12 protein-coding genes and 8 pseudogenes are annotated in these 18,554 nt (G+C 56.4%); 10 read left to right on the forward strand and 10 right to left on the reverse strand.

Annotated features, from left to right (window positions below):
• Positions 1-659: 659 nt before the first annotated feature.
• Entirely contained in the window at positions 660-1,883 is a 1,224-nt protein-coding gene (locus NMG80_RS23090; protein ID WP_254020254.1) for an ATP-grasp domain-containing protein, read from the reverse strand.
• A gap of 365 nt (positions 1,884-2,248) precedes the next feature.
• Here NMG80_RS23090 and NMG80_RS23095 point away from each other — a divergent pair.
• Positions 2,249-2,743, forward strand: a pseudogene (locus NMG80_RS23095) (IS66 family transposase); the annotation flags it as partial.
• Between the two features lie 113 nt (positions 2,744-2,856).
• On the opposite strand, the gene NMG80_RS23100 reads toward NMG80_RS23095, so the two are convergent.
• Positions 2,857-3,057, reverse strand: coding sequence for a site-specific integrase (locus NMG80_RS23100; RefSeq protein ID WP_254020255.1), 201 nt, complete (start codon positions 3,055-3,057; stop codon positions 2,857-2,859).
• 1,046 nt (positions 3,058-4,103) lie between these two features.
• Entirely contained in the window at positions 4,104-4,832 is a 729-nt protein-coding gene (locus NMG80_RS23105) for a site-specific integrase (RefSeq protein ID WP_254020256.1), read from the reverse strand.
• A gap of 83 nt (positions 4,833-4,915) precedes the next feature.
• Between NMG80_RS23105 and NMG80_RS23110 the strand changes: the two are divergent.
• Positions 4,916-5,118, forward strand: a pseudogene (locus NMG80_RS23110) (IS66 family transposase); the annotation flags it as partial.
• Here NMG80_RS23110 and NMG80_RS23115 read toward each other — a convergent pair.
• Both NMG80_RS23115 and NMG80_RS23120 read right to left on the reverse strand, forming a co-directional pair.
• Positions 5,105-5,289, reverse strand: a pseudogene (locus NMG80_RS23115) (IS66 family transposase); the annotation flags it as partial. The pseudogenes NMG80_RS23110 and NMG80_RS23115 overlap by 14 nt on opposite strands.
• Before the next feature lie 316 nt (positions 5,290-5,605).
• Positions 5,606-5,740: pseudogene (locus tag NMG80_RS23120) on the reverse strand (IS256 family transposase); the annotation flags it as partial.
• Between the two features lie 368 nt (positions 5,741-6,108).
• Here NMG80_RS23120 and NMG80_RS23125 point away from each other — a divergent pair.
• Positions 6,109-7,215, forward strand: coding sequence for a D-alanine--D-alanine ligase family protein (locus NMG80_RS23125; RefSeq protein ID WP_254020257.1), 1,107 nt, complete (start codon positions 6,109-6,111; stop codon positions 7,213-7,215).
• A 14-nt stretch (positions 7,216-7,229) separates the two neighbouring features.
• Positions 7,230-7,979 carry an aspartate/glutamate racemase family protein gene (locus tag NMG80_RS23130; RefSeq protein ID WP_254020258.1) on the forward strand — a complete coding sequence of 250 codons (750 nt, stop codon included), beginning with the start codon at positions 7,230-7,232 and terminating at the stop codon, positions 7,977-7,979.
• Here NMG80_RS23130 and denD read toward each other — a convergent pair.
• The 3 genes from denD to NMG80_RS23145 all read right to left on the reverse strand — a co-directional run bounded on the left by denD (position 7,976) and on the right by NMG80_RS23145 (position 10,771).
• Positions 7,976-8,974, reverse strand: coding sequence for a D-erythronate dehydrogenase (gene denD, locus NMG80_RS23135; RefSeq protein WP_254020259.1), 999 nt, complete (start codon positions 8,972-8,974; stop codon positions 7,976-7,978). The two genes, NMG80_RS23130 and denD, sit on opposite strands and share 4 nt — an antisense overlap.
• A gap of 10 nt (positions 8,975-8,984) precedes the next feature.
• Positions 8,985-9,686: a cysteate racemase gene (cuyB, locus tag NMG80_RS23140; RefSeq protein WP_254020260.1), complete on the reverse strand. Its 702-nt coding sequence runs from the start codon at positions 9,684-9,686 to the stop codon at positions 8,985-8,987.
• Positions 9,687-9,856: 170 nt separating this feature from the next.
• Positions 9,857-10,771, reverse strand: a complete 915-nt coding sequence (locus NMG80_RS23145) for a LysR family transcriptional regulator (RefSeq protein ID WP_254020261.1) — start codon at positions 10,769-10,771, stop codon at positions 9,857-9,859.
• Positions 10,772-11,099: 328 nt separating this feature from the next.
• Here NMG80_RS23145 and NMG80_RS23150 point away from each other — a divergent pair, with 328 nt between their 5' ends.
• Positions 11,100-12,662, forward strand: coding sequence for a D-aminopeptidase (locus NMG80_RS23150; RefSeq protein ID WP_254020262.1), 1,563 nt, complete (start codon positions 11,100-11,102; stop codon positions 12,660-12,662).
• A 163-nt stretch (positions 12,663-12,825) separates the two neighbouring features.
• A complete protein-coding gene (locus tag NMG80_RS23155) occupies positions 12,826-13,440 on the forward strand; it encodes a cysteine peptidase family C39 domain-containing protein (protein ID WP_254020263.1) in 615 nt (204 codons plus the stop codon).
• Between the two features lie 170 nt (positions 13,441-13,610).
• On the opposite strand, the pseudogene NMG80_RS37935 reads toward NMG80_RS23155, so the two are convergent.
• Positions 13,611-13,738: pseudogene (locus NMG80_RS37935) on the reverse strand (sarcosine oxidase subunit beta); the annotation flags it as partial.
• Here NMG80_RS37935 and tnpC point away from each other — a divergent pair.
• Positions 13,738-14,584 (forward strand): annotated as a pseudogene (gene tnpC / locus NMG80_RS23160) (IS66 family transposase); the annotation flags it as partial. The pseudogenes NMG80_RS37935 and tnpC overlap by 1 nt on opposite strands.
• 40 nt (positions 14,585-14,624) lie before the next feature.
• On the opposite strand, the pseudogene NMG80_RS23165 reads toward tnpC, so the two are convergent.
• A pseudogene (locus NMG80_RS23165) lies at positions 14,625-14,973 on the reverse strand (FAD-dependent oxidoreductase); the annotation flags it as partial.
• Positions 14,974-15,364: 391 nt separating this feature from the next.
• Here NMG80_RS23165 and NMG80_RS23170 point away from each other — a divergent pair.
• The 3 genes and pseudogenes from NMG80_RS23170 to NMG80_RS23180 form a co-directional block, all read left to right on the forward strand.
• Positions 15,365-16,254: pseudogene (locus tag NMG80_RS23170) on the forward strand (transposase); the annotation flags it as partial.
• Between the two features lie 790 nt (positions 16,255-17,044).
• Positions 17,045-17,467: an SET domain-containing protein-lysine N-methyltransferase gene (locus tag NMG80_RS23175; protein WP_254020264.1), complete on the forward strand. Its 423-nt coding sequence runs from the start codon at positions 17,045-17,047 to the stop codon at positions 17,465-17,467.
• Between the two features lie 100 nt (positions 17,468-17,567).
• A complete protein-coding gene (locus NMG80_RS23180) occupies positions 17,568-18,305 on the forward strand; it encodes a class I SAM-dependent DNA methyltransferase (protein WP_254020265.1) in 738 nt (245 codons plus the stop codon).
• Positions 18,306-18,554 lie beyond the last annotated feature (249 nt).

Consider the following 18,554-nt stretch of genomic DNA (forward strand, 5'->3'; position numbering starts at 1 on the left):
ACGGCTTCAGCTACGCGCTTACGCAGCAATGAGCCACTTTGTCTGGCTCATCTCAATCACTGCGACCAACGTGCTGTCCTGATCAAGGGCGGTAAGGGATTTGCTTGCATCAAAGGATGGTGACATGGGGCGCTCCTTAGGTAGCTGCTTAACAGCGTCGAGGGTGCCACACGCTCGCCGCCGCCCATAGCATCTACAGCGCTATCGAGGGCGCGCTCGCGAGTGGCTTCGCTACCGCCGAGCTACACCACCTGTCGGGACGCGACCTCGAAGGCACGAGCGCGGCCAGAACCTTCGATGCTCTCTGCGACGTTCTCGGCGATCTGCCACCTTTTCGAGCCAACCGATGCAGAAACTTCTTCAAGGCTGCCGGATACGAGCCATTTAATCGCGACACGCTTTAGGACCCGTACAAGTTTTCGCGGGACGTTCTCAAGGGTCTCTCTGTACAGATGACAAGCACGCTCAAACCGCGGGGACGTCCTCATCGCTCCGACGACGGTGCCGAACACTGGGCAGTTGTCTCATAATCGCCTCACTGATCGAGACCTGCTTATGCCGAGCGCGGCACTGGAAAAACTCAGTCGAACCGCTCGGTATCTCGCCGATGTCCTCACCAGGGACCGTCATCCACAGCTAGGCGCCGGATATTACTTCTGTTACCCAATAGTCGGAAATGGTGTGATCGACCAATCGATCAACTCGACTGCACGCTGAAGTATCGCCTTGGTCTGAGTAAGGCTGGGTGAAACGGCTCTGACAATTCCCATTGAGTCTCGGTAATCGCCTTTCCTGACGATCGGCGTCTTGGGTTTAACATAAAGTCTCACCTCGGCAACACCGGGTACAGCCGCCGCTCGACTGTCACCATCGATCCAATCGAGAGTGCCATCGAGATCGGGAACTAGTGAGTGCCAGGCTACAATTTGGGAATGCTTCCTCAGCAAATTCCATTCCTCGCCGATGACAAGCTTGATGTGCTCGGCGACGAGATCGACACCGTAAGCAAGCTGAACCGTTTGGGGACCGCCACCGAGACGCGGATTGACTTCGATGACGACCAGGCCACGCTTCGTCCACCGGAATTCAATGTTCGTTGGCCCCCAGCCAAGGCCGAGAGCTTGCAAGCAGCTCAGCGAAACATCGGCTATATGCTCGTGCTCGTCATCAGTCAGCGGTGCCGGAAAGATGCCCTCACTATAGACGAAATGCGGTGGGGGGCCGAAGCCAGCGGCCTCTACCCCAATAATCTCATTTCCCATTATAATAGCCGCATAAAGCGGGCCTCGTGCGAATTCTTCGACCAGCATCCTTGGCGCCGACCGCCACATGCCCGCGCCGCCCAACAGATAATCGGTATGTTCGGCCAACTCGTCGACGTCGCAGCACAGACGCACACCTGTGCTACCGTTGCCGACCGCTGGCTTAAGAACCACCGGCAACCCGATGTCTAAGGCAGCGCGTTCAACCTCCGTCGCATTCGCGGCCAAGCGATAAGCAGGGATTGGAATGCCTGCCCCCGCGAGGAGTTGACGTTGAACGAACTTGTCGCAGCATCGTTCAATCGATGTGGGGTTCGGCCCCGGTAGATTGAAATGCCGGCAGAGCTTGCCAACTGTCGCACAGACCGACTCCCTGGCGCACGTAATGCCGGCAATCTCATAGGTCGCACGTAGCCGGGAACATTCGCCGATCAGCGCAGCGAGATCGTTTGTATCGACCCGGATTATTGCCTCAATCCTTTCCGACGCAAGACAGTCGTATTGAGCTGTATCAGCCGACAGGATAATTGGATGAAGTCCAAGACGCTGGGCCGCTTGGACGTATAGCAGACCATTATCCGTTGGACTGCCCTCAACCAGGATGAGCGCTCTTCTTGCCATGGCTGTTGATCCTTCGTTGCGTGCTGTGCGGCGTCTGAGCTTAAATTAGCCGTGCCTGACCTCAGACGTCTTGGCGAACCTACCATCGACTGCGATTACTCTTCGCAAAGGTTCTGTAAAATCTTTGTTTTGCGTGGCCGGATACGATCCTGGGAATCGACCGGGGCTCCCTTCAGCGTCTGGGGAGTGTTGGGCAACGGCGCATGCGAACGTCACCGGCAACCTGGCATATTGACGAGACCTCCATAAGAGCGTAGCCGCCGCAGATGCCCTTGGGCGCCCGGGGCCACAGTGGCGGCGGAGCGCGTCAGTACGATGTCGCGACCAGCCTGATCTATAAGTGGCGCCGCACGGTGACGACCGGCGCGCGCCAGCCATTTCCCGAGCATCTGCCGCGCGAACGCGTGGTCGAGCGGGCGCCAGCCGCTTGCCACTGCTGCGGCGGTCATCGGCTGCGCAAGCTGGTGAGGATATCAGCGCTGGAGGTGGTGCCGCGGCAATGGAAGGTGATCCAGCACGTGCGGGAGAAGTTCACCTGCCGCGACTGCGAGACGATCAGCCAGGCTCCGGCGCCGTTCCACGCCACCCCGCGCGGCTGGGCCGGTCCCGGCCTGCTGGCGATGATCCTGTTCGAGAAGTTCGACCAGCACCAGCCACTCAACCGCCAGGCCGAACGCTATGCCCGCGAAGGTGTGCCGCTCGGCCTGTCGACGCTCGCCGACCAGGTCGGCGCCGGCGCCGCGGCGCTGATGCCGCTGTTCAAGCGGCTCGAAGCCCATGTGCTGGCCGCTTCACGTCTGCACGGCGACGATACCACGGTGCCGGTCCTAGCCAAGGGCAAGACCGATACCGGCCGATTATAGACCTATGTTGCCCGATTATGCGCACCCGATAATTATGCGCAGCTCACCGGGACAGGGCCCTTAACTATCGGCTTCCCAGACCATTCCAGCTGGCGAACGTCGCATAAATTTTAAAGGCTCAACAGGAACTGCATGAGCTGGTCTGGCGGCCGATACTGGCCTTGACTAGCCGTCATGGGCAGCAGCCGGTTTAGCGTTCGCTCCTTCGTGGCGAGGTCCGCCTGAAGATACATGTGCATCGTAGCGGGGCTCTCATGACCCAGCCACAGGGCGATGACGCTGATGTCAACGCCGGACTGTAGGAGATGCATCGCCGTGGTGTGGCGGATTGTGTGAGGCGAAATCGAGCGACGCGCGAGTTTGCGGGCGATGTTCCGCGGCGGCCGAGACAGCAAGTTCAAGGCGCTGGGCAAGGTTCGAACGCGCCATGCATCCTCCACCCCGGTTAGGAAACACGAAGTCCTCCTCACCTACGCAGTCCAACCGGCGCTTCAAGTTGCGGATCAGGTTGGCGGTCGTACGCCAGAGCGGCACGCTGCGGTCCTTGCGCCCCTTTTCCATGCAGGTGCGCGACAGCCGAGCCATCGATGACGACCTCGCCGACGCGCAGGCCGGTTGCTTCAGACACGCGGGCACCGGTGTTGTACATCAGGCTGAACAGTGCGCGATCCCGCTCACCCGCCCAGGTCCGCGCATCCGGCGCGTCACGGTGATAAAAATCCCAGAACCGGCCGGTCGAGCCGGTTCACCGGAATGGCCTGCACCTGTTGGATGACGGGCCGCGCGGTCAGGTCGTAGTGGGCGGCATACTTAGAAAAGAGCGAAGCGCCGCCAAGCGGGCGTTGCGCGTACGAACGCCGGGTGGGCGCCTTTCCAATCGTCGCCTCGGCGAAGTCAAGGTAAGACCGTATGTCCGCCTCTGTCGGTGAGGTGGCTCGCCCTACACTGCGCGTCCGAGGGTTGCTCGGGCGGGCCGAGCCGATCCTCATCACAGGAGGGACGAGCCGTGTCAGATTATAGGGAAGCATTTGTCGGAATCGATGTCGCGAAGCTGAGGAACGCCATTGCGATTGCGGACGCCGGCCGGGAGGGAGAGGTTCGCTACTCGCGAATGGGCGTCCTCGAGGCGCCGGGCCCATGAGAAGGGACCGGTCCGTTTGGCCTGGCCCTGCACCCAGTTCAGGATGATATGGTTGGTGAGCGGCCACTGTGGCCGTGCTCGTCGGCGAACAGGGCGAAAGAGGTGATTTGATGGCCCTCCATCCTGTGGGCGGCTGTGACGGAGAATGTGGACGTCGGTCCACATCTTCGGTAGCCAGCCAGAAAGGCGCGTTTGACGCTCTTGGTCGTAATCGGTTCATCGTGGCGGCAACATGGCGAACAAATATGGCCCGGTTCGACGTCGCGGGCCGCTCCTCTTGCAAATAGGCCGCAATCGTCGCTCCCGTCGCAGAAGCTTGATCGTGCCATCGGTTGATGTCGTCAGCTGCAGCTTGACGACTTCGCTGGATGGCAAACCGAGATCGATCACACATCGCACCATCGTATAGGCCCGCAGGCGCGACGGGAACGCCTGATCAAAGGAACTCAGCAGTTCGTCGATCTCGGCGTCGGTCAGCACCTCAGGCAATAATGCCAACCGCCAGTGTGCAGGCCGGGGGATCGCGGCCTTCAGTTCGCCGCCCACCCAGTCGCCGGACATGCTTGCGGAAGCGGAGATAGCAGCCAATGATGACGCCGTTCGCGACGATGGCGGGTCTTCGCCCCTGTTTGCCAAGGACGAAGCGGCGGATAGATGCGGCGCTGATGTCGCCAGAGAGATTGACTGCTCGCCGAAATGCTCAACAAGAAATCCTCCGACCACTCGGCAACGCTTCCGACGGGTGGTGTCCGCCAATCCCCAGACGTCGCGCATGTGGGCATTGAAGCGCGTCTTCGATGGCCGAATTGCGGGCCGGATACTGAGCACCACGCCGCCAGTTTCGAGCACCACCAGAAGATGGCTCAGCGCCGCCTGCAGCTCATGGCGCAAACGACGGACCGGGTCGGGGCAGGCGCACGCTGGCAGGTGTTCAAGAAAGCGCATAACCGCGCTTTGGCCGATCGCTGCCCAGGTCGCACCTTTCCTGAGTCAGCCGTTGGGCGAAGTGACGACGCAGCACAGATATTCCGCTAGCGGTTGAAGCCGTGAAGCGCATCATGCCCTGTTCGATATTTAGCGCGCGATCAACGGCCTGCCGCCGGCCCAACACCACGCCCTGCGCTAGGAGCGGAGCGCGCCGCTGGTCACCGAGCTCGATCAGATCGTGACGCGCGGCAAGCTCTCGCGCGGCCACGATCTGACCAAGGCCTTCAACTTTCGGCGAGCCAGGCTTGCGGGTCGATATCGTTAATTTTGGCGCTGACGATCATGCTGTAGAGAACGGCAGCGCGCTTGTCCGCCGCGATCGAAATGCCGTGCAGGGCTCGCTCGGCTGCATTGTTGGATAGACAGATCCGCCCTCGAGGAACCGGGTGAAGGATGACCAGCGGCGCAGCATGTAGGCTCATCGGTGAAGGCCAAGATCCCCTCGTCATCATTGGCGCCGTCCACCAGATGACGCCGTCCTCGGGCTCGAGACCGAGGGTCAGTTCCTGGATGAGCGCTTCGCTGACGCCGAGGTCCCTGGCGACACGTTCGACGGTGTAGACGTGATGCACCTTATTGCGCTGCGTGATCAGGCCGCAGCTGGTTGGGGCCGCAGTTTTGCGGATCTCCAATTCACGTCAGCAAATCACCGATCCGATGGGCCGGATAGGCGGGCAGTCGGGCGAGGACCATCGAGGAGGTCAAACTCCTCCTCAAAGAATAGACCGCCCGCCCTTGGTGCGCGCGGTTCGGTGCCGCGCCGCGGCGAAGGCGCTTTCGATCGGGTTCGACGCGCGCAGGTAAGCCCAATGCTCGGCCGGCAAGTCGAAGAAGGCCAGGAACGCTTCGCGGTCCTTCGTCAGGCATCCACGGCACGGACGCCGGCTTCTGGGCCAGGCTGCTTGAGGCGGAGGCGGCCGTATTCCTGGCTGCGATGCCACCATGAAAGTTGAGAGCCACCGTTTTTAGCCTTCAACGTCCAGACGAGTTAGACGATCCCCTGACGTCGGTTATACGCGATAGCGGCGTACCGCTCCTTACGGGAAGTTCTGGCAGGCTTTGTCACCCGCCTCAATACGCCGCCTCCCTCACCCAGCTCCGCCATAGCACTTGCGAGTGGGAGCCGGTCGCAGTCATGATATCGCAACCAGCGTCAAGCCACCAAGTTTGGCAGTTTCTGAAAAACGTGAACGTGCATAAATGTAAGCGGTTTAGGCTACCTAAAGGACGGAAAATGACGTTTGCAGTTTCGTTTTTGTTCGGGGGGATTTCGACGGAGTACGACTCGTCCATCTCATCATTAACACACATTATATCCTCATATCTAACTCTTTCCCGTGCAGAGCGCCCATTCTCTGTTAAACACATGTATCACCTTAGCCGAGTAGATGGCCTTGTTCGTACAATCCCATTCCATAATGCTTTTACAATCGCTGAGTTACAGGCTCATGTTTCTGATATCATTATCCTTCCTGGCCGCTCGTTACCTATAACATTCAATACGATTGAATCGCACAATGAATACATTGTGAATTTATTGCACGGCCAGTTTGGCGAAGACGGAGGAGTTCAGACGCTTGCCGCTCTTTCCGGCTTAAAAGGCACGTTCGGCGATCCAGATGTTGCATCGTTGACGATGAATAAGTTCGCAATGTCGTCATTCGTTTCGTCACTTTTGCCTAGTGATGTTATGAAAGTACCAAAGACACGGCTAGTAAGGCCTCAAGGTGTGGATGATGCAATTCGGTTCGCAAAGTCGGTCGACGGATCAGTTGTCGTGAAGCCGAATTCACTAGGCGCATCTTTATTCGCAACGCGCTTTCATGATCCTGTTGCCTCTGAAATCGATATTCGCAATCTTCTCCGGGAAATTTTTAAGTATGACAACACCGCTTTGTTGCAGGAGTTTATTCCTGGAGACGAATATTCTTGTGGATGCCTGATAAGCTCGTCCGATGTAGTACTACTACCGGTTGCAAAAATCGAAACAGCCCAGAATTTTTTCGGTCACGAAGAAAAACATTCTAGCGGATTAGTTATAGAGAGGATATTGGACTATGAAAATGATCAACTTTTGGGCAGGCTAACGTCGATAACTAGGCGCATTGCTTCTTCCATTGACCTTTACAACATGGCTCGTTTTGATTTCCGAATCTCAAATGACCGTGAAATCTGGTTTTTAGAATGCAATTACATTCCGGGATTAATGAAAAATAGCATCTTCCCCAAAATGCTTCGCCACCACGGCATGACAGTAATAGAGCTAATATCATGGATCGCATCGCACTCACGTCAATATGAAAGGAAAAAACATTTTATTGAATACGAAATATCTGAGTAGATAAGGAGGGCTAGGTGAAGAAAGGTGGAAACAAATTCAGGAGAATCGGGTTGGTTGGTGGTGTAAGCTGGGCGTCATCTGCCGAGTATTACAGGCGATTTAACATAGTGATGGAGGACTCTGACGAACTGGGCATCGTATTAGTAGACCTGAATTTTAAACATATTCGGGAAGCGCAAGATATGGATCTCGTTGATAAGGAAATGCAACTGGTTGGTGACGGAGTTCGCCGCGCGGTGAATGCTGGTGGAGAGGTAATACTCGTGTGTTCAAATACTACTAGCAGGACGCTACATTACATAAAACGACGGTCGAATGTCAAAATCGTCAGTTTAATTGATTGTGTATCTGACCATCTCGATCGCGGACAATTCAAGGAAACATTACTTCTTGGTACAAGGTATACCATGGAAAGAGATTTCTACCGCTCCGCAATGCAAAATGATAATAGAATTATTCACATACCAGACTGTCGAGATCGCGTTAAAATTCATCAGATCATATACGAAGAGCTATGTAGAGGGGAAATATCAGGCGGATCAAAAAAATGGTTTGGCGATATGCTCGAATGTTACATCACGAAATTCCCTAACCTTGACAGCATTATACTCGGGTGCACTGAGCTTTCTTTGCTGGGCATCAATAAGATAATTAGTCGATGCGCTGTGATCGACACTATCTCTGTTCATGTTGAATGTGCTCTTCGATTGGCATCGGTCGAACATAATCCTCACCGCAACGAAGCGAAGGTCGGCCAACCTTAGTTGCCTCGGTGGTGATCACCACACGCGTGGTCTTTCACATACTGAGTTACGATATCATCGACAGATGGGTCGGCTTCCAGACCAATTCGTCTCGCCTTCTCCAGCGAGAAACGCGTCGGCCAGCTGGTGATAATGTTCCTGACGAAGGGATCGGGAGACCAATTTACCCGCTTGGCTACCTTCGCGCCGGCGATGCGGCTAAGTGCGTCGACCAATTCGCCGGCCGTGCAGCTAAGTCCAGCCATCATAACAGACCGGTTCCGACCCCAGACGTCATTGGAAGCCTCATGGCCTACGATCAACCCCTCAATGACCTTTCGAGGAGACAAGATGAACCCTCGATCCTCTGGCGCAACGGGGCAGGCATAGTCAACACCGCTAAGAGGCTCGCGTATTATCGCGCTTGCCCAAGACGAAACGGCAGTGTTGGCCCCTTCTGGGCGAACAGCAATGATTGGAAGTCGCAGTGAGCGACCGTCTATATAACCCTTTCGCGTGTAGTCGTTCACGAGAAGCTCACCGACTGCCTTCTGAACGCCATACGAGCTTTCCGGGGTGAGATGGTATTCGTCCGAAACGATTTCCGGCAGATCGCCGCCGTAGGCGGCAACCGAGCTTGTGAATACGAAGCGCGGACAAACAGCGGTCCGCCTTGCGGCCTCCAGAACATTGGTCGTGCCGGTGAGATTTGCCTTCATTCCGGAATCAAAGTCCCGCTCAGCTCCTCCACTGACCAGGGCGGCCAAATGAAAAATACTTTCGGGACGCTCCGCAAACAGCGAAGCGACGAATTCTGAATCAAAGATATCGCCGGAGTGATACGATATCCTCCCATCTGCAGGCAGGCCGAAAGGCTTCGACAGGATGTCGGCCGCCACAATGCGAGAGATTGGCTGTGCCCTTCCGTCTGCCCCAATCAAGTGGCCTTGAGCCACGATTGCTTCGATCAATTTTATCCCGAGGAAACCACAAGCGCCGGTGACAACTACGTGCATAAATAACTCCTCAAGGGTCATTTAACGCTGAATGGACTGTGGCCTGCGCCAACATAAGGCACGGATCGATGAGCGGAACACTGCTATCGGTAGTCGGATCGACCAAAGCAATCTCCGAGCAGCCTAGAATAACAGTCTCTGCTCTGCGTGCCGCCAGATCACTGATCAGGCGTAGGGCTTCGGATCGAACCTCGTTACCGAGATCGCCTGTCTTGATTCGACCAAGCACAGCCATCAGTTGCTCAAGCTCGCGGGCAGTTTGCAGCACGGGGATTAATTCGCAAGCGGAAAGCTGTTTCTGATAAAGCTTGGATTGCAAGCAGCCATTCGTTGCTAACAAGCCAACCCGTGTACACTGCGGGAAATCGGACCGAATTCTCCTCACCGTTTCCTCGATCATGCTTATCAGGGGAACGGAGATCGACAGCTGCAGCTCGCGCTGGTAAACATGGGCCGCATTGCAGACCATCACGATGAAGTTCGCCCCAGCAGCTTCGAGGCGCTGTGCACTCTCAACAAGCGCAGCGGCCGCACTCGGGCCTGCGCCGAGTACGGCGGCGTTGATATCCGGAAACTTTGGGTTGCAGTCGACGATCATGTGGAGATGATCGCGTTCGCTCTTGGTTGGCGTAAGCTCCAAGACGGAGTTCATGAAGGCGACCGTGGCCATTGGGCCGAGCCCGCCGATGATTCCGACTGTTTTTTGCGGCATGGAATCTCCCAGTCCATAAGCGTACTGCTGACCGGCGCGCACCGCATCACCATCACTGCGCAGTTGCGACTGAAGCGTCGAGGCTAGTCTGCTGGCTTCCTACCGGACAAACAAGAGCCCGCGTAATTATCTTTTGTTCTGATCAGTATTAGGTCAGCTAATAACGGTTTTTACGAATCTTCGATCATTCTTTTTCGAAGCCAACAGATGAATTCCGTGATATGCGGGGGAGAGGATTCAGACTGCGTCGAGACGAAATATTTCATCATGCTGAGCGACTGGTTTCCCGCCGCGGGAACAAGCAAGCCCGATGCAATGTAGGGTCTGACCAGCAATGCACGTCCCAAGGCAATACCTTCACTGTTTATTGCCGATTGATAGGCGAGGTGCGCCAAGTTGAAGAAGCGATCCCGAGTTGGCAACGCCCATGGTATGCCATGCTTTTGGCGCCACAATGTCCATTCTTCCGCCGGCTCCGCCGGGTTGAGCCAAGGCATGGCATCATGCAAAAGGACGAGTTCTTTCAACTCGTTGCGCTCGATTTTTAGTTTGAGTTCCGGGGAAATTACAGGAAAAAAAGCCTCGGAGCATTCGAAGACAATATTCGCGCCTGGCAGAGGTGAAGGACCATAGCGGATCACGATATCAAAATTCTCGGAGATCATGCGCGCTGTATCGAGTGGGCGCATCTCTACGAACATTCTAACATCAATATCCGGACGCTCACTTGTAAACTCTGCCAGGCGCGTCGTCAGCCAATCCAGTGTAAGCGATGGCGTGCAGTTTATGCTGAGGCTTGGAAGTGAGGTAGCTCTGGCTATTTCAACAAGGCACTCCTCGATGCTCTCGAAGCCGGAGCGGCAGGCGCGAAAAAGCAGAGTCCCTGCATGCGTGATGCTTAAGCCCCTCGCTCCCCGTTCAAAGAGCTTAATGTTCAGGCGTGCCTCTAGGCGCTGAATGCGTTGGGTGACAGCACTTTGTGTAATCGCCAATGCCTCACCGGCGCGACTGAAATTGGCGGTTTCCGCTGCCAGCCGGAATACCCACAAATCTGCGACAAGGCTAGCATCTAGGTTTTTTATCATAGCGCTCCACCCGCCCACGAACACAGGCATCATATTAGCAATACTAATGGGCAGCAGCAGTAATAATTATTCGATATTGTTTTGCAAAGAGGTGACATTGACACTCATTGTCATTCGTCACACGAGGATGAGAAGTACGATCCCCGAAGGAGCGGAGGCCTCATTTGTTACCAAGGTGGTCGGCCTGCATGGGATGTTGCGTGACATGGATCGACGACCAGAGGCAATGTCCGTTGGCGCAAGTCATCTACCAGAGCAAGTCACCGTTCGCCATTTGCCAACTGGTAGTGAGCGCCGAATTATCCATAGACCCTTCGTGGAGACAGGCATGTTCCAGACTGGAAGTACTTCGCTTGATCGAGTCCTTGAGTCTTTGCCCGTCGACTACCGCGGTCCGGGAGGTGCCGTTGCCGTAATTCGGGATGGCAAAGCCATCGCCCGCTATACTTGGGGTTATGCAAATCTCGAAAAGCACATTCCGATGAAAGTAGATACGTTGATGCCGATCTGCTCCGTCAGCAAGGCGTTTACGTGTGGCGCGATTCTGGATGTGATCGACGATCCCGCTAAGCTGGACCCAGCCTTGGAAAGATATTTACCTCTGCTCGAAGGGAGGTACCCGCGCGTCGTTGACCTCTGCAATAACCAGTCCGGTCTTCGCGACTATTGGGCCTTGACGGTTCTTTGCGGTGCCGCGCCGGAGGGCGAGTTCAGACCCGAAGACGCCAAGAGGCTGTTAACGCGGGCACGCACGACGCATTTCGATCCAGGCACCCAGTTTTCCTACTCGAACGGCAATTTCCGCATTCTCTCCGATTTGATTGCTGAGCATACCGGCCGCTCGCTCGGTCAACTCGTGGCAGAGCGTATCTTCAAGCCCGCAGGCATGAAGACGGCAAAGTGGTGCACGGAATCCAGCCATTTTCCCGAATATGCGGTGGGCTACGAGGGCAGTATCGAAACGGGTTTTTTCCCGGCCACGAATAGGATTTCCCTCTCGGGTGATTCCGGCGTCAATGCCAGTCTCGATGATATGATTGCCTGGGAGAAATTCATCGATAGGACACGCGATGATCCAAACAGCATCTATCGTCGGATTTCCGCTCCAACATGCTACTCGGATGGCTCGCCGGCCTGCTACAGTTTCGGTTTGCGCAGGAGCGAAGTGAATGAGGTCACCGTCACAGGGCATGGCGGCGCCCTACGCGGCTGGAGAATGCAGCGGCGCTACGCGGCGTCAAAACGTCTTTCCGTTGTCGTGATGTTCAACCATCAAGGTGACGCAAACGAAGCCGCCGAAAGGATTCTTTATATTGCGCTGGGTGTTTCGCGTCCATTGGTCAGCCAACGGCGGGCAGATGAAAACTGGTTTGGCAATTACATCGATCACACGACCAAATTGTCCTTGACTGTTAGTGCGTTGCATCACGGCGGAGTCAAGGCGCGTTTTGCCACATTACCGGACATCATGGAAGTTGTGGATGACAGGACGGCGCGATCGATGGGGATGACCCTCAGATGGAATGACGATGGCAGTGTAGGGCTCGAGCGTCCTTTCGAGAAGCTGTATCTTAACCTTTATAAGGTCCGCGGGCAGGGAGAGAGGGACATTACCGGCCGGTTCCACTCCGCTGAGTTGGACGCCGCCCTTGCCTGTGAATCCGCGGGCGGCGAGATCTATGTCGCGTTCGAAGGCTTTCTCGGCAACGGTGCAATGCAGCCGATCTATCCGATCGGCCCGGATATTTGGCTGATGCCCAATGAGAGGGCCATGGACTCCTATCCACCTGGAGCGTGGACGCTTGTGTTCGAGCGCGATCAAGTCGGTCAGGTCAAGTGTGTAGTTGTTGGTTGCTGGCTTGCCCGTAACATCGTATTCGACCGGCTTTGAGGCACCGCTGCTCAGTCACGCATGCCCGACATAGCCACCAATCGTCGAATAATTCGGAGGCTTCGCCCCAAACGTGCTCCCGCCATTCTGTAAGTAATCTCTGGACAAGGGATAGTATGACAACAACGTTTTTATCCTATTTAGAGAGGGATCGATTCTGAGAATGCGCGAGATCAAAGTCCCTTATTTCAGTCAATGGGAAACCCCGGCAATGACACTCGCAGTACTCGCGGACGGACCGTCAGCACTGCGGCACGATCCCCTTTGGTGCAATTCCGGGGCGGAAACAATTGAGGAGTACGTTCGCTGGGCTGCCAACGGCTGCGGCATGGCCTGTCTAAAAATGATCCTGGCGGCGCGCGGCGAAGCTCACTCGACAATTAGCCTTGCTAGAACCTGCACAGTGTACGGTGGCTATGTCGTCAACGAGATTGATGGCTCTATCAAAGGTCTAATCTACGCGCCCTTCGTCACTTTTGTCGTCGAGCGTTTCGGCCTAAGAGCAGAGGTGATGACGAATATCCAAACCGTCGACATTCCCAAAATTCTCTCGAGGCAGCGGTTTTTTATGGCCTCGGTACATCCCTCAATCCGTTGGCCGGATAGTGAGCCACCATCCAAAGGTGGACATCTCGTGTTGGTCACGGATGGGTCGAACGGAGTCATTCGCTTTCATAACCCTTCAGGCCATGACGAGACGAACCAGGAAGACGTCATGCTGTCGCTCGCCAGCTTCGACCGGTTCTTTGCGAACCGCGGAGTCGCAGTGACGTTTTGATCTTTCTAACAAAACTGCTGGCAAGCAGAGGTGTCGCTTGGCCTTCCTGCGCCGTCTTCTGCCTTATCATCATGGCATTCCCGGCGCGCGCTAGCTGCGGTTGCTGATGAACCGGATCGATCCGGGGCTGTTTGCGGAATATTTCCATTCCTGGGCGGCGGCAATCCGGCGCTCATTTCCATGATGCCGTCCAGGAGCGCAGAACGCGCACGCGCGAGAGGGCCGGGATCATCGCTTTTCCGGCTTCGATGACGTGTTCGACGCTGGCGAGATTGCCGCGCTGGGCATAGGAATTGTACGCTCGCCGACTTGGTCGGCCGCGCCGCTTGGCACCTGCGTCCGGTGCACGAGCGGCTGCTTGGCAAGCTGAAGTCCTCGCCAAAACTCTTGCCGACGAGACGACCGCGCCGGTGCTCGATCCGGGCCGCGGCGAGACGAAGACAGGCCAACTCTGGGCCTATGCCCGCGATGACCGACTATGGAACGGGGCGACCCGCCGGGCGTCGCCTATATCTATGCGCCGGACCGAAAGGCCGGCTTCCAATCGCCCATCTCGCGGGCTTCACCGGAATCCTTCAGGTCGACGGCTACGGCGGCTATCGCGTGCTGGCTGAAAGGAGCGATGTCACGCTCGCCTTCTGCTGGGCACATGTGCGCCGACGGTTCTATGAACTGGCGGCAGTCGGTCTCGCGCCGATCGCCAGTGAGGCGCTAGGAAGGATCGCCGAGCTCTATAAGATCGAGGACGGCATCCGCGGCCGATCGGCAGAGGAGCGCCGTGCGATGCGTCAGGAAAATAGCCGCGCTATCATCGCCGATCTCGAACCTTGGCTGCGCGGAAAAGCTCGGCTTGATCAGCCAGAGAACCAAGCTCGCCGGGGCGATCCGCTACACGCTCTCGCGTTGGAAAGGCCCCTCGCGCTTCCTTGACGATGGCCGCATTGAGATCGACAGCAACGTGGTCGAGCGCTCGATCTTTGCAGGCTCCGACGGTGGCGCCCAGCACTGGGCTGTCATCGCGTCGCTGATCGAAACCTGCAAACTCAGCGGTGTCGAGCCGCTCGGCTATCTTGCTGATGTCCTCACCAGCATCGTCAACCGACACCCCAACAGCCAGATCGATGATCTGCTGCCATGGGCCTACATCCGGCTCCTGAGCTCGAGGCCGTGGCCTGAGAACAGCGCTTCAGGCCCTCCGTGGCGAAGGCCTGAACCACGTGGCTCTCGATCGGAAGTTTCATGTCCGCCATCGCGGCCACCTGGGAGGAGTTGCCCGGCCACAGCAAGGGCGAGTTTGCCGCTGCCGATGAAGCCCTTGGAGTCTCGACGCCGGTTACCTTGCCGTTTTCTCGACGGATGCTGGTGACTTCGCATTCCTGGATGAGCCCATGGCATCGGGGCCACGGGCGTCGCCCCATGCGACGCCGTCATGGCGCACCGTGCCGCCGCGCCGCTGGATGGGCCGCCCTGGATGGGAAAGCGCGCGTTGTCGAAGTTGAGGAAAGGGACCATCTCCTTGACCTGCGTCCGGTCCCAAGCTCCGGATATTACCACTGAACGGACGCGGACACCTAGACTAGAACTGCTAACGCGATGACCGGTGCCTGGCGCTTCGCCTTCGTCATGCCCACTTCGACCGGCAGAATCGTCGACTTGGGTTTTTCGGGTCGATCGGGATCGGCCACTGACGTCCGCCTGGCCACTTAATGACCGTCTTCAGATTGATGCCAAAGCGTTCGCCAGCGCCCGTAGGCTCTCCCGACTGTTTTATATTGCTCGACGGATCGCCTCTGTAGTCGTGGCGCTCCCGTGAAGAACCATATCGCTCCTTGGTTCGTGCGAAAATGATGCATCATCAAAGATCCCATGACCGGTGGTGGATAGCGACCTGCGCTCTGGCAGAGTGGGGTTGCTGAGGCCAATCATGCGTGTTGTAGCCGATCGATCTGCGGCGCCTGCCGCTATCCGCACCGATCTTGGCGCGATTTTCGTTTCTTTGGAACTCAGTAAATCGAACCTGGTTGATCACTTCGCTGTCGCCGGGCAGTGGGGAGAAGATGTCGAAACATGCGGTACGCGGCGGCGATATCACAGGACTGCTGGCACGCTTTGCCCAGCTCAGGACAAGGCACAGGCGCGCACCGGTCGGCACCTTTGCGCTTGTGGTCATTCAGGAGGCGGGTCTCGATGGCTTCTGGATCCATCGAATCCTGGAGGCCGAGGGGATCGAAAGCCATGTCGTCGACGCCGCCTCGATTGCCACGTCGCGCCGGCGGCGTCGTGCCAAGACTGACAAGATTGATGGTGAGGCGTTGGTGCGTGCGCTGCTCGCCTACAAACGAGGCGAGCCGCGCGTGTGCGCGATGGTTAGGATACCGAGCGTCAAGGAGGAGGACCATCGGCGTATCGGCCGTGAACGCAAGCTTCTGGTTGGTGAGCGGACCTGCCTTGTAATCCGGATCAAGGGCCTGCTGTTTGCTGAGGGCATCACCGCCTACGAGCCGCTGCGACGTGACCGGCGACATCGGCTTGAGGAATTGAGGACCGGCGACGGCCGCGCACTGCCAGAACATCTGAAGGGGCAAATCCGTCGCGAGCTCGACCGACTCGAACTGGTGATAGCCCAGATCAAAGAGGTGCAGGCTGAGCGCGACGCTCTGCTGGCAATCGAAGTCGCCGAAACTCCAGCAGCAACATTGCTCGACCGAGTGTGCCGCCATCCTCTACGCGGAAGGGCTGTTCCGGCACTTCGATAATCGCCGGCAGGTAGCCGCCTATGCCGGGCTCGCGACGACACCCTCGAGGCCTGATCAGCCTCGGCGGATCCAGGAGGCGAACCGAAATCCCAGCTGGCTAGAATGCCATATCAAAGACGGGTCTCGCCTTCTGGGCCCTGCCGCCGCAAGCGGGATATTGGTGCAGCCGTCTCGAGCGGCGACCGTATGTGTGTTGATTAGGCTCGATTGACCGAGCCGTGTCACGCAATCGGGCCCAGCTCTGGATTCCGCCGCCAATTGGGAGCAACACGATGCCGCCCTAACACACCTCTTGACCTCAGCATCGTCATGTGACTCTGGATCAAACGGATTTAGTTCGGGCCGATCCAATCGCCGTCGGTCCGGATGCTGATGGCAAAATCCTGCGGTTCGTACCAAAGCAAAACTGTCAGTCATCTGCTCCCAAACTGCGGCATTCAGCGTTGGTTGGAACGAAACGTAAGAGCCGAGATTGGCAGCTAACGTCACCACGCATATTGGTAGGTACGACGAGGTTGAGAACAAGCTATATTCGCTCACGGAGAATGTGGAATGAACTCCTAAAATCTCGCCCCTTGGAAGCGCGTTGCCGATCCCACCGATGTGTTCCTTAGTGGAAGGGATGCCCGTTATCGGGGGCATGATACTAGAAGTGGCTAAAGCAACTTGGATTTGGAATGGCAGCTCCGCGAAGGAGGAGGTTGCAGCAAGAAGAGTGAGCCTCGCAGCCGAACGCACGATCAACACGCCGCCGAGTGCTTTGAAGTCAGCATTGCTGATGAATCGCGTCCGGAAGCTCAACGAATACCCATCACGAACGCTCCAAGCTCAGCATTAAGAAGGTACACATGATGGTCGATAGGGTTTTTGATCGTAGCAACGCTCTGTATGTGAAGAAAGTTCCCCGAAAAGGTCGCGGTTTATTCGCCAATATCCCGTTCAAAGCTGGAGATATAATCGATCGCTCTCCAACGTGGGGATTTGACGAGCGGCAAGAAAATCTCATAGATCGTACAGGGATACTAGAGTATTACTTCGTACGTGGAAGAAAAAATTCGAAAAGTGCCACTTTTACGGGTTATGTTGTTTTTGGACTTGGCTCGTTGGTGAATCATTCTTGGAACCCTAATGCAGAAACCGTTTGGAGTGATGAAGAATCCGGAGCATGGGCCAGCATTGTAGCAATCAAAGACATAAAGGTGGACGAGGAGATAACACAGACATACACAAATATCCCAGATTACCCTAAAGATATCAACTTCGTTGATTGAGTTCACAAGAGGTTTGGGGTGCGGGTAAGTCTTGGCTTGTTGAGAGCTTCCAGTTGTATTGGTGAATGACGTTTTAGGAATGTTAGGCGTGGAGAATCGAATGTCTGATGATTTTGTCTACGACGAGAGTGTGGCTTCCACGTATGAAAAATTTACCAGGTTGTTAGGGAAAGTTGCGGAGGCAGACGAAACTGCTGCCTTCCTTGAGCTACTTTCCAGAGGAGGGGGGGCTCTTGAGCTCGGTATTGGCAATGGGCGCGTAGCGGTGCCGTTGAGCGAGCGGGGAGTCAGGGTCGAAGGCATCGACAATTCAGAGAGCATGTTAAAATTTCTCGCCAAACGTACTGATCTGATCAAAGCCTGGAAGGGGGACATTGCCGATTTCAGCTCAGAACAACGCTACGATCTGGTCTATTGTGTTTATGGCACATTCACCCTGCTCTCCACGCGCGAAGAGCAAATAGCTTGCCTTCGATCGGCTGCGGAGGCTCTAACAGAGAACGGGGTTGTGGTAATAGAAGTTCGTGTTCCACCCTTGGATGGTTTTGTCGGCGGCCAGAAAACTACTACGACGTACGTTGATCATGAGAATACCTTTGTCAATGCGGTACTCCACGACGCAGTAAACCAGCACTTGACTTCAACCATCCTCTGGTTTTCTGGTACAACGGTCAGACGTTTACCACAACGCGTTCGGTACGTTTATCACCAGGAGCTCGATACCATGGCCGAACGCGTTGGGCTGGAGCTGGCGGAGCGTTGGGGGGATTGGGCGAGGGGCGCGTTCACCAATGAATCCAAAGGTCACATCTCGGTTTACCGGCGAACCAGCTTGTAGTTGGTGACCTGCCTCTGAAGGTTCGTCTTAGTGCCTCGGCAGTTTTGGCCGATCCCAATCTTTGGGCCGCTGCCTGGGGCCACACCTCAACGTTGGGCCGGTACTTGCGCCGACTCACGGTCAAAAATGACGCTCGCCGCGCGAGCAAGGCCGCCCTGGTCTAAGTGCCCGGCATGCCCAAACCGCATACTTATAACGGTTTGATCGATCCGTCCGGCCCGGGCATCATCGAAGAGACCTGACCAAGAC

The sequence above is a fragment of the Mesorhizobium escarrei genome, assembly GCF_935825525.1.
Lineage (GTDB): Bacteria > Pseudomonadota > Alphaproteobacteria > Rhizobiales > Rhizobiaceae > Mesorhizobium > Mesorhizobium escarrei.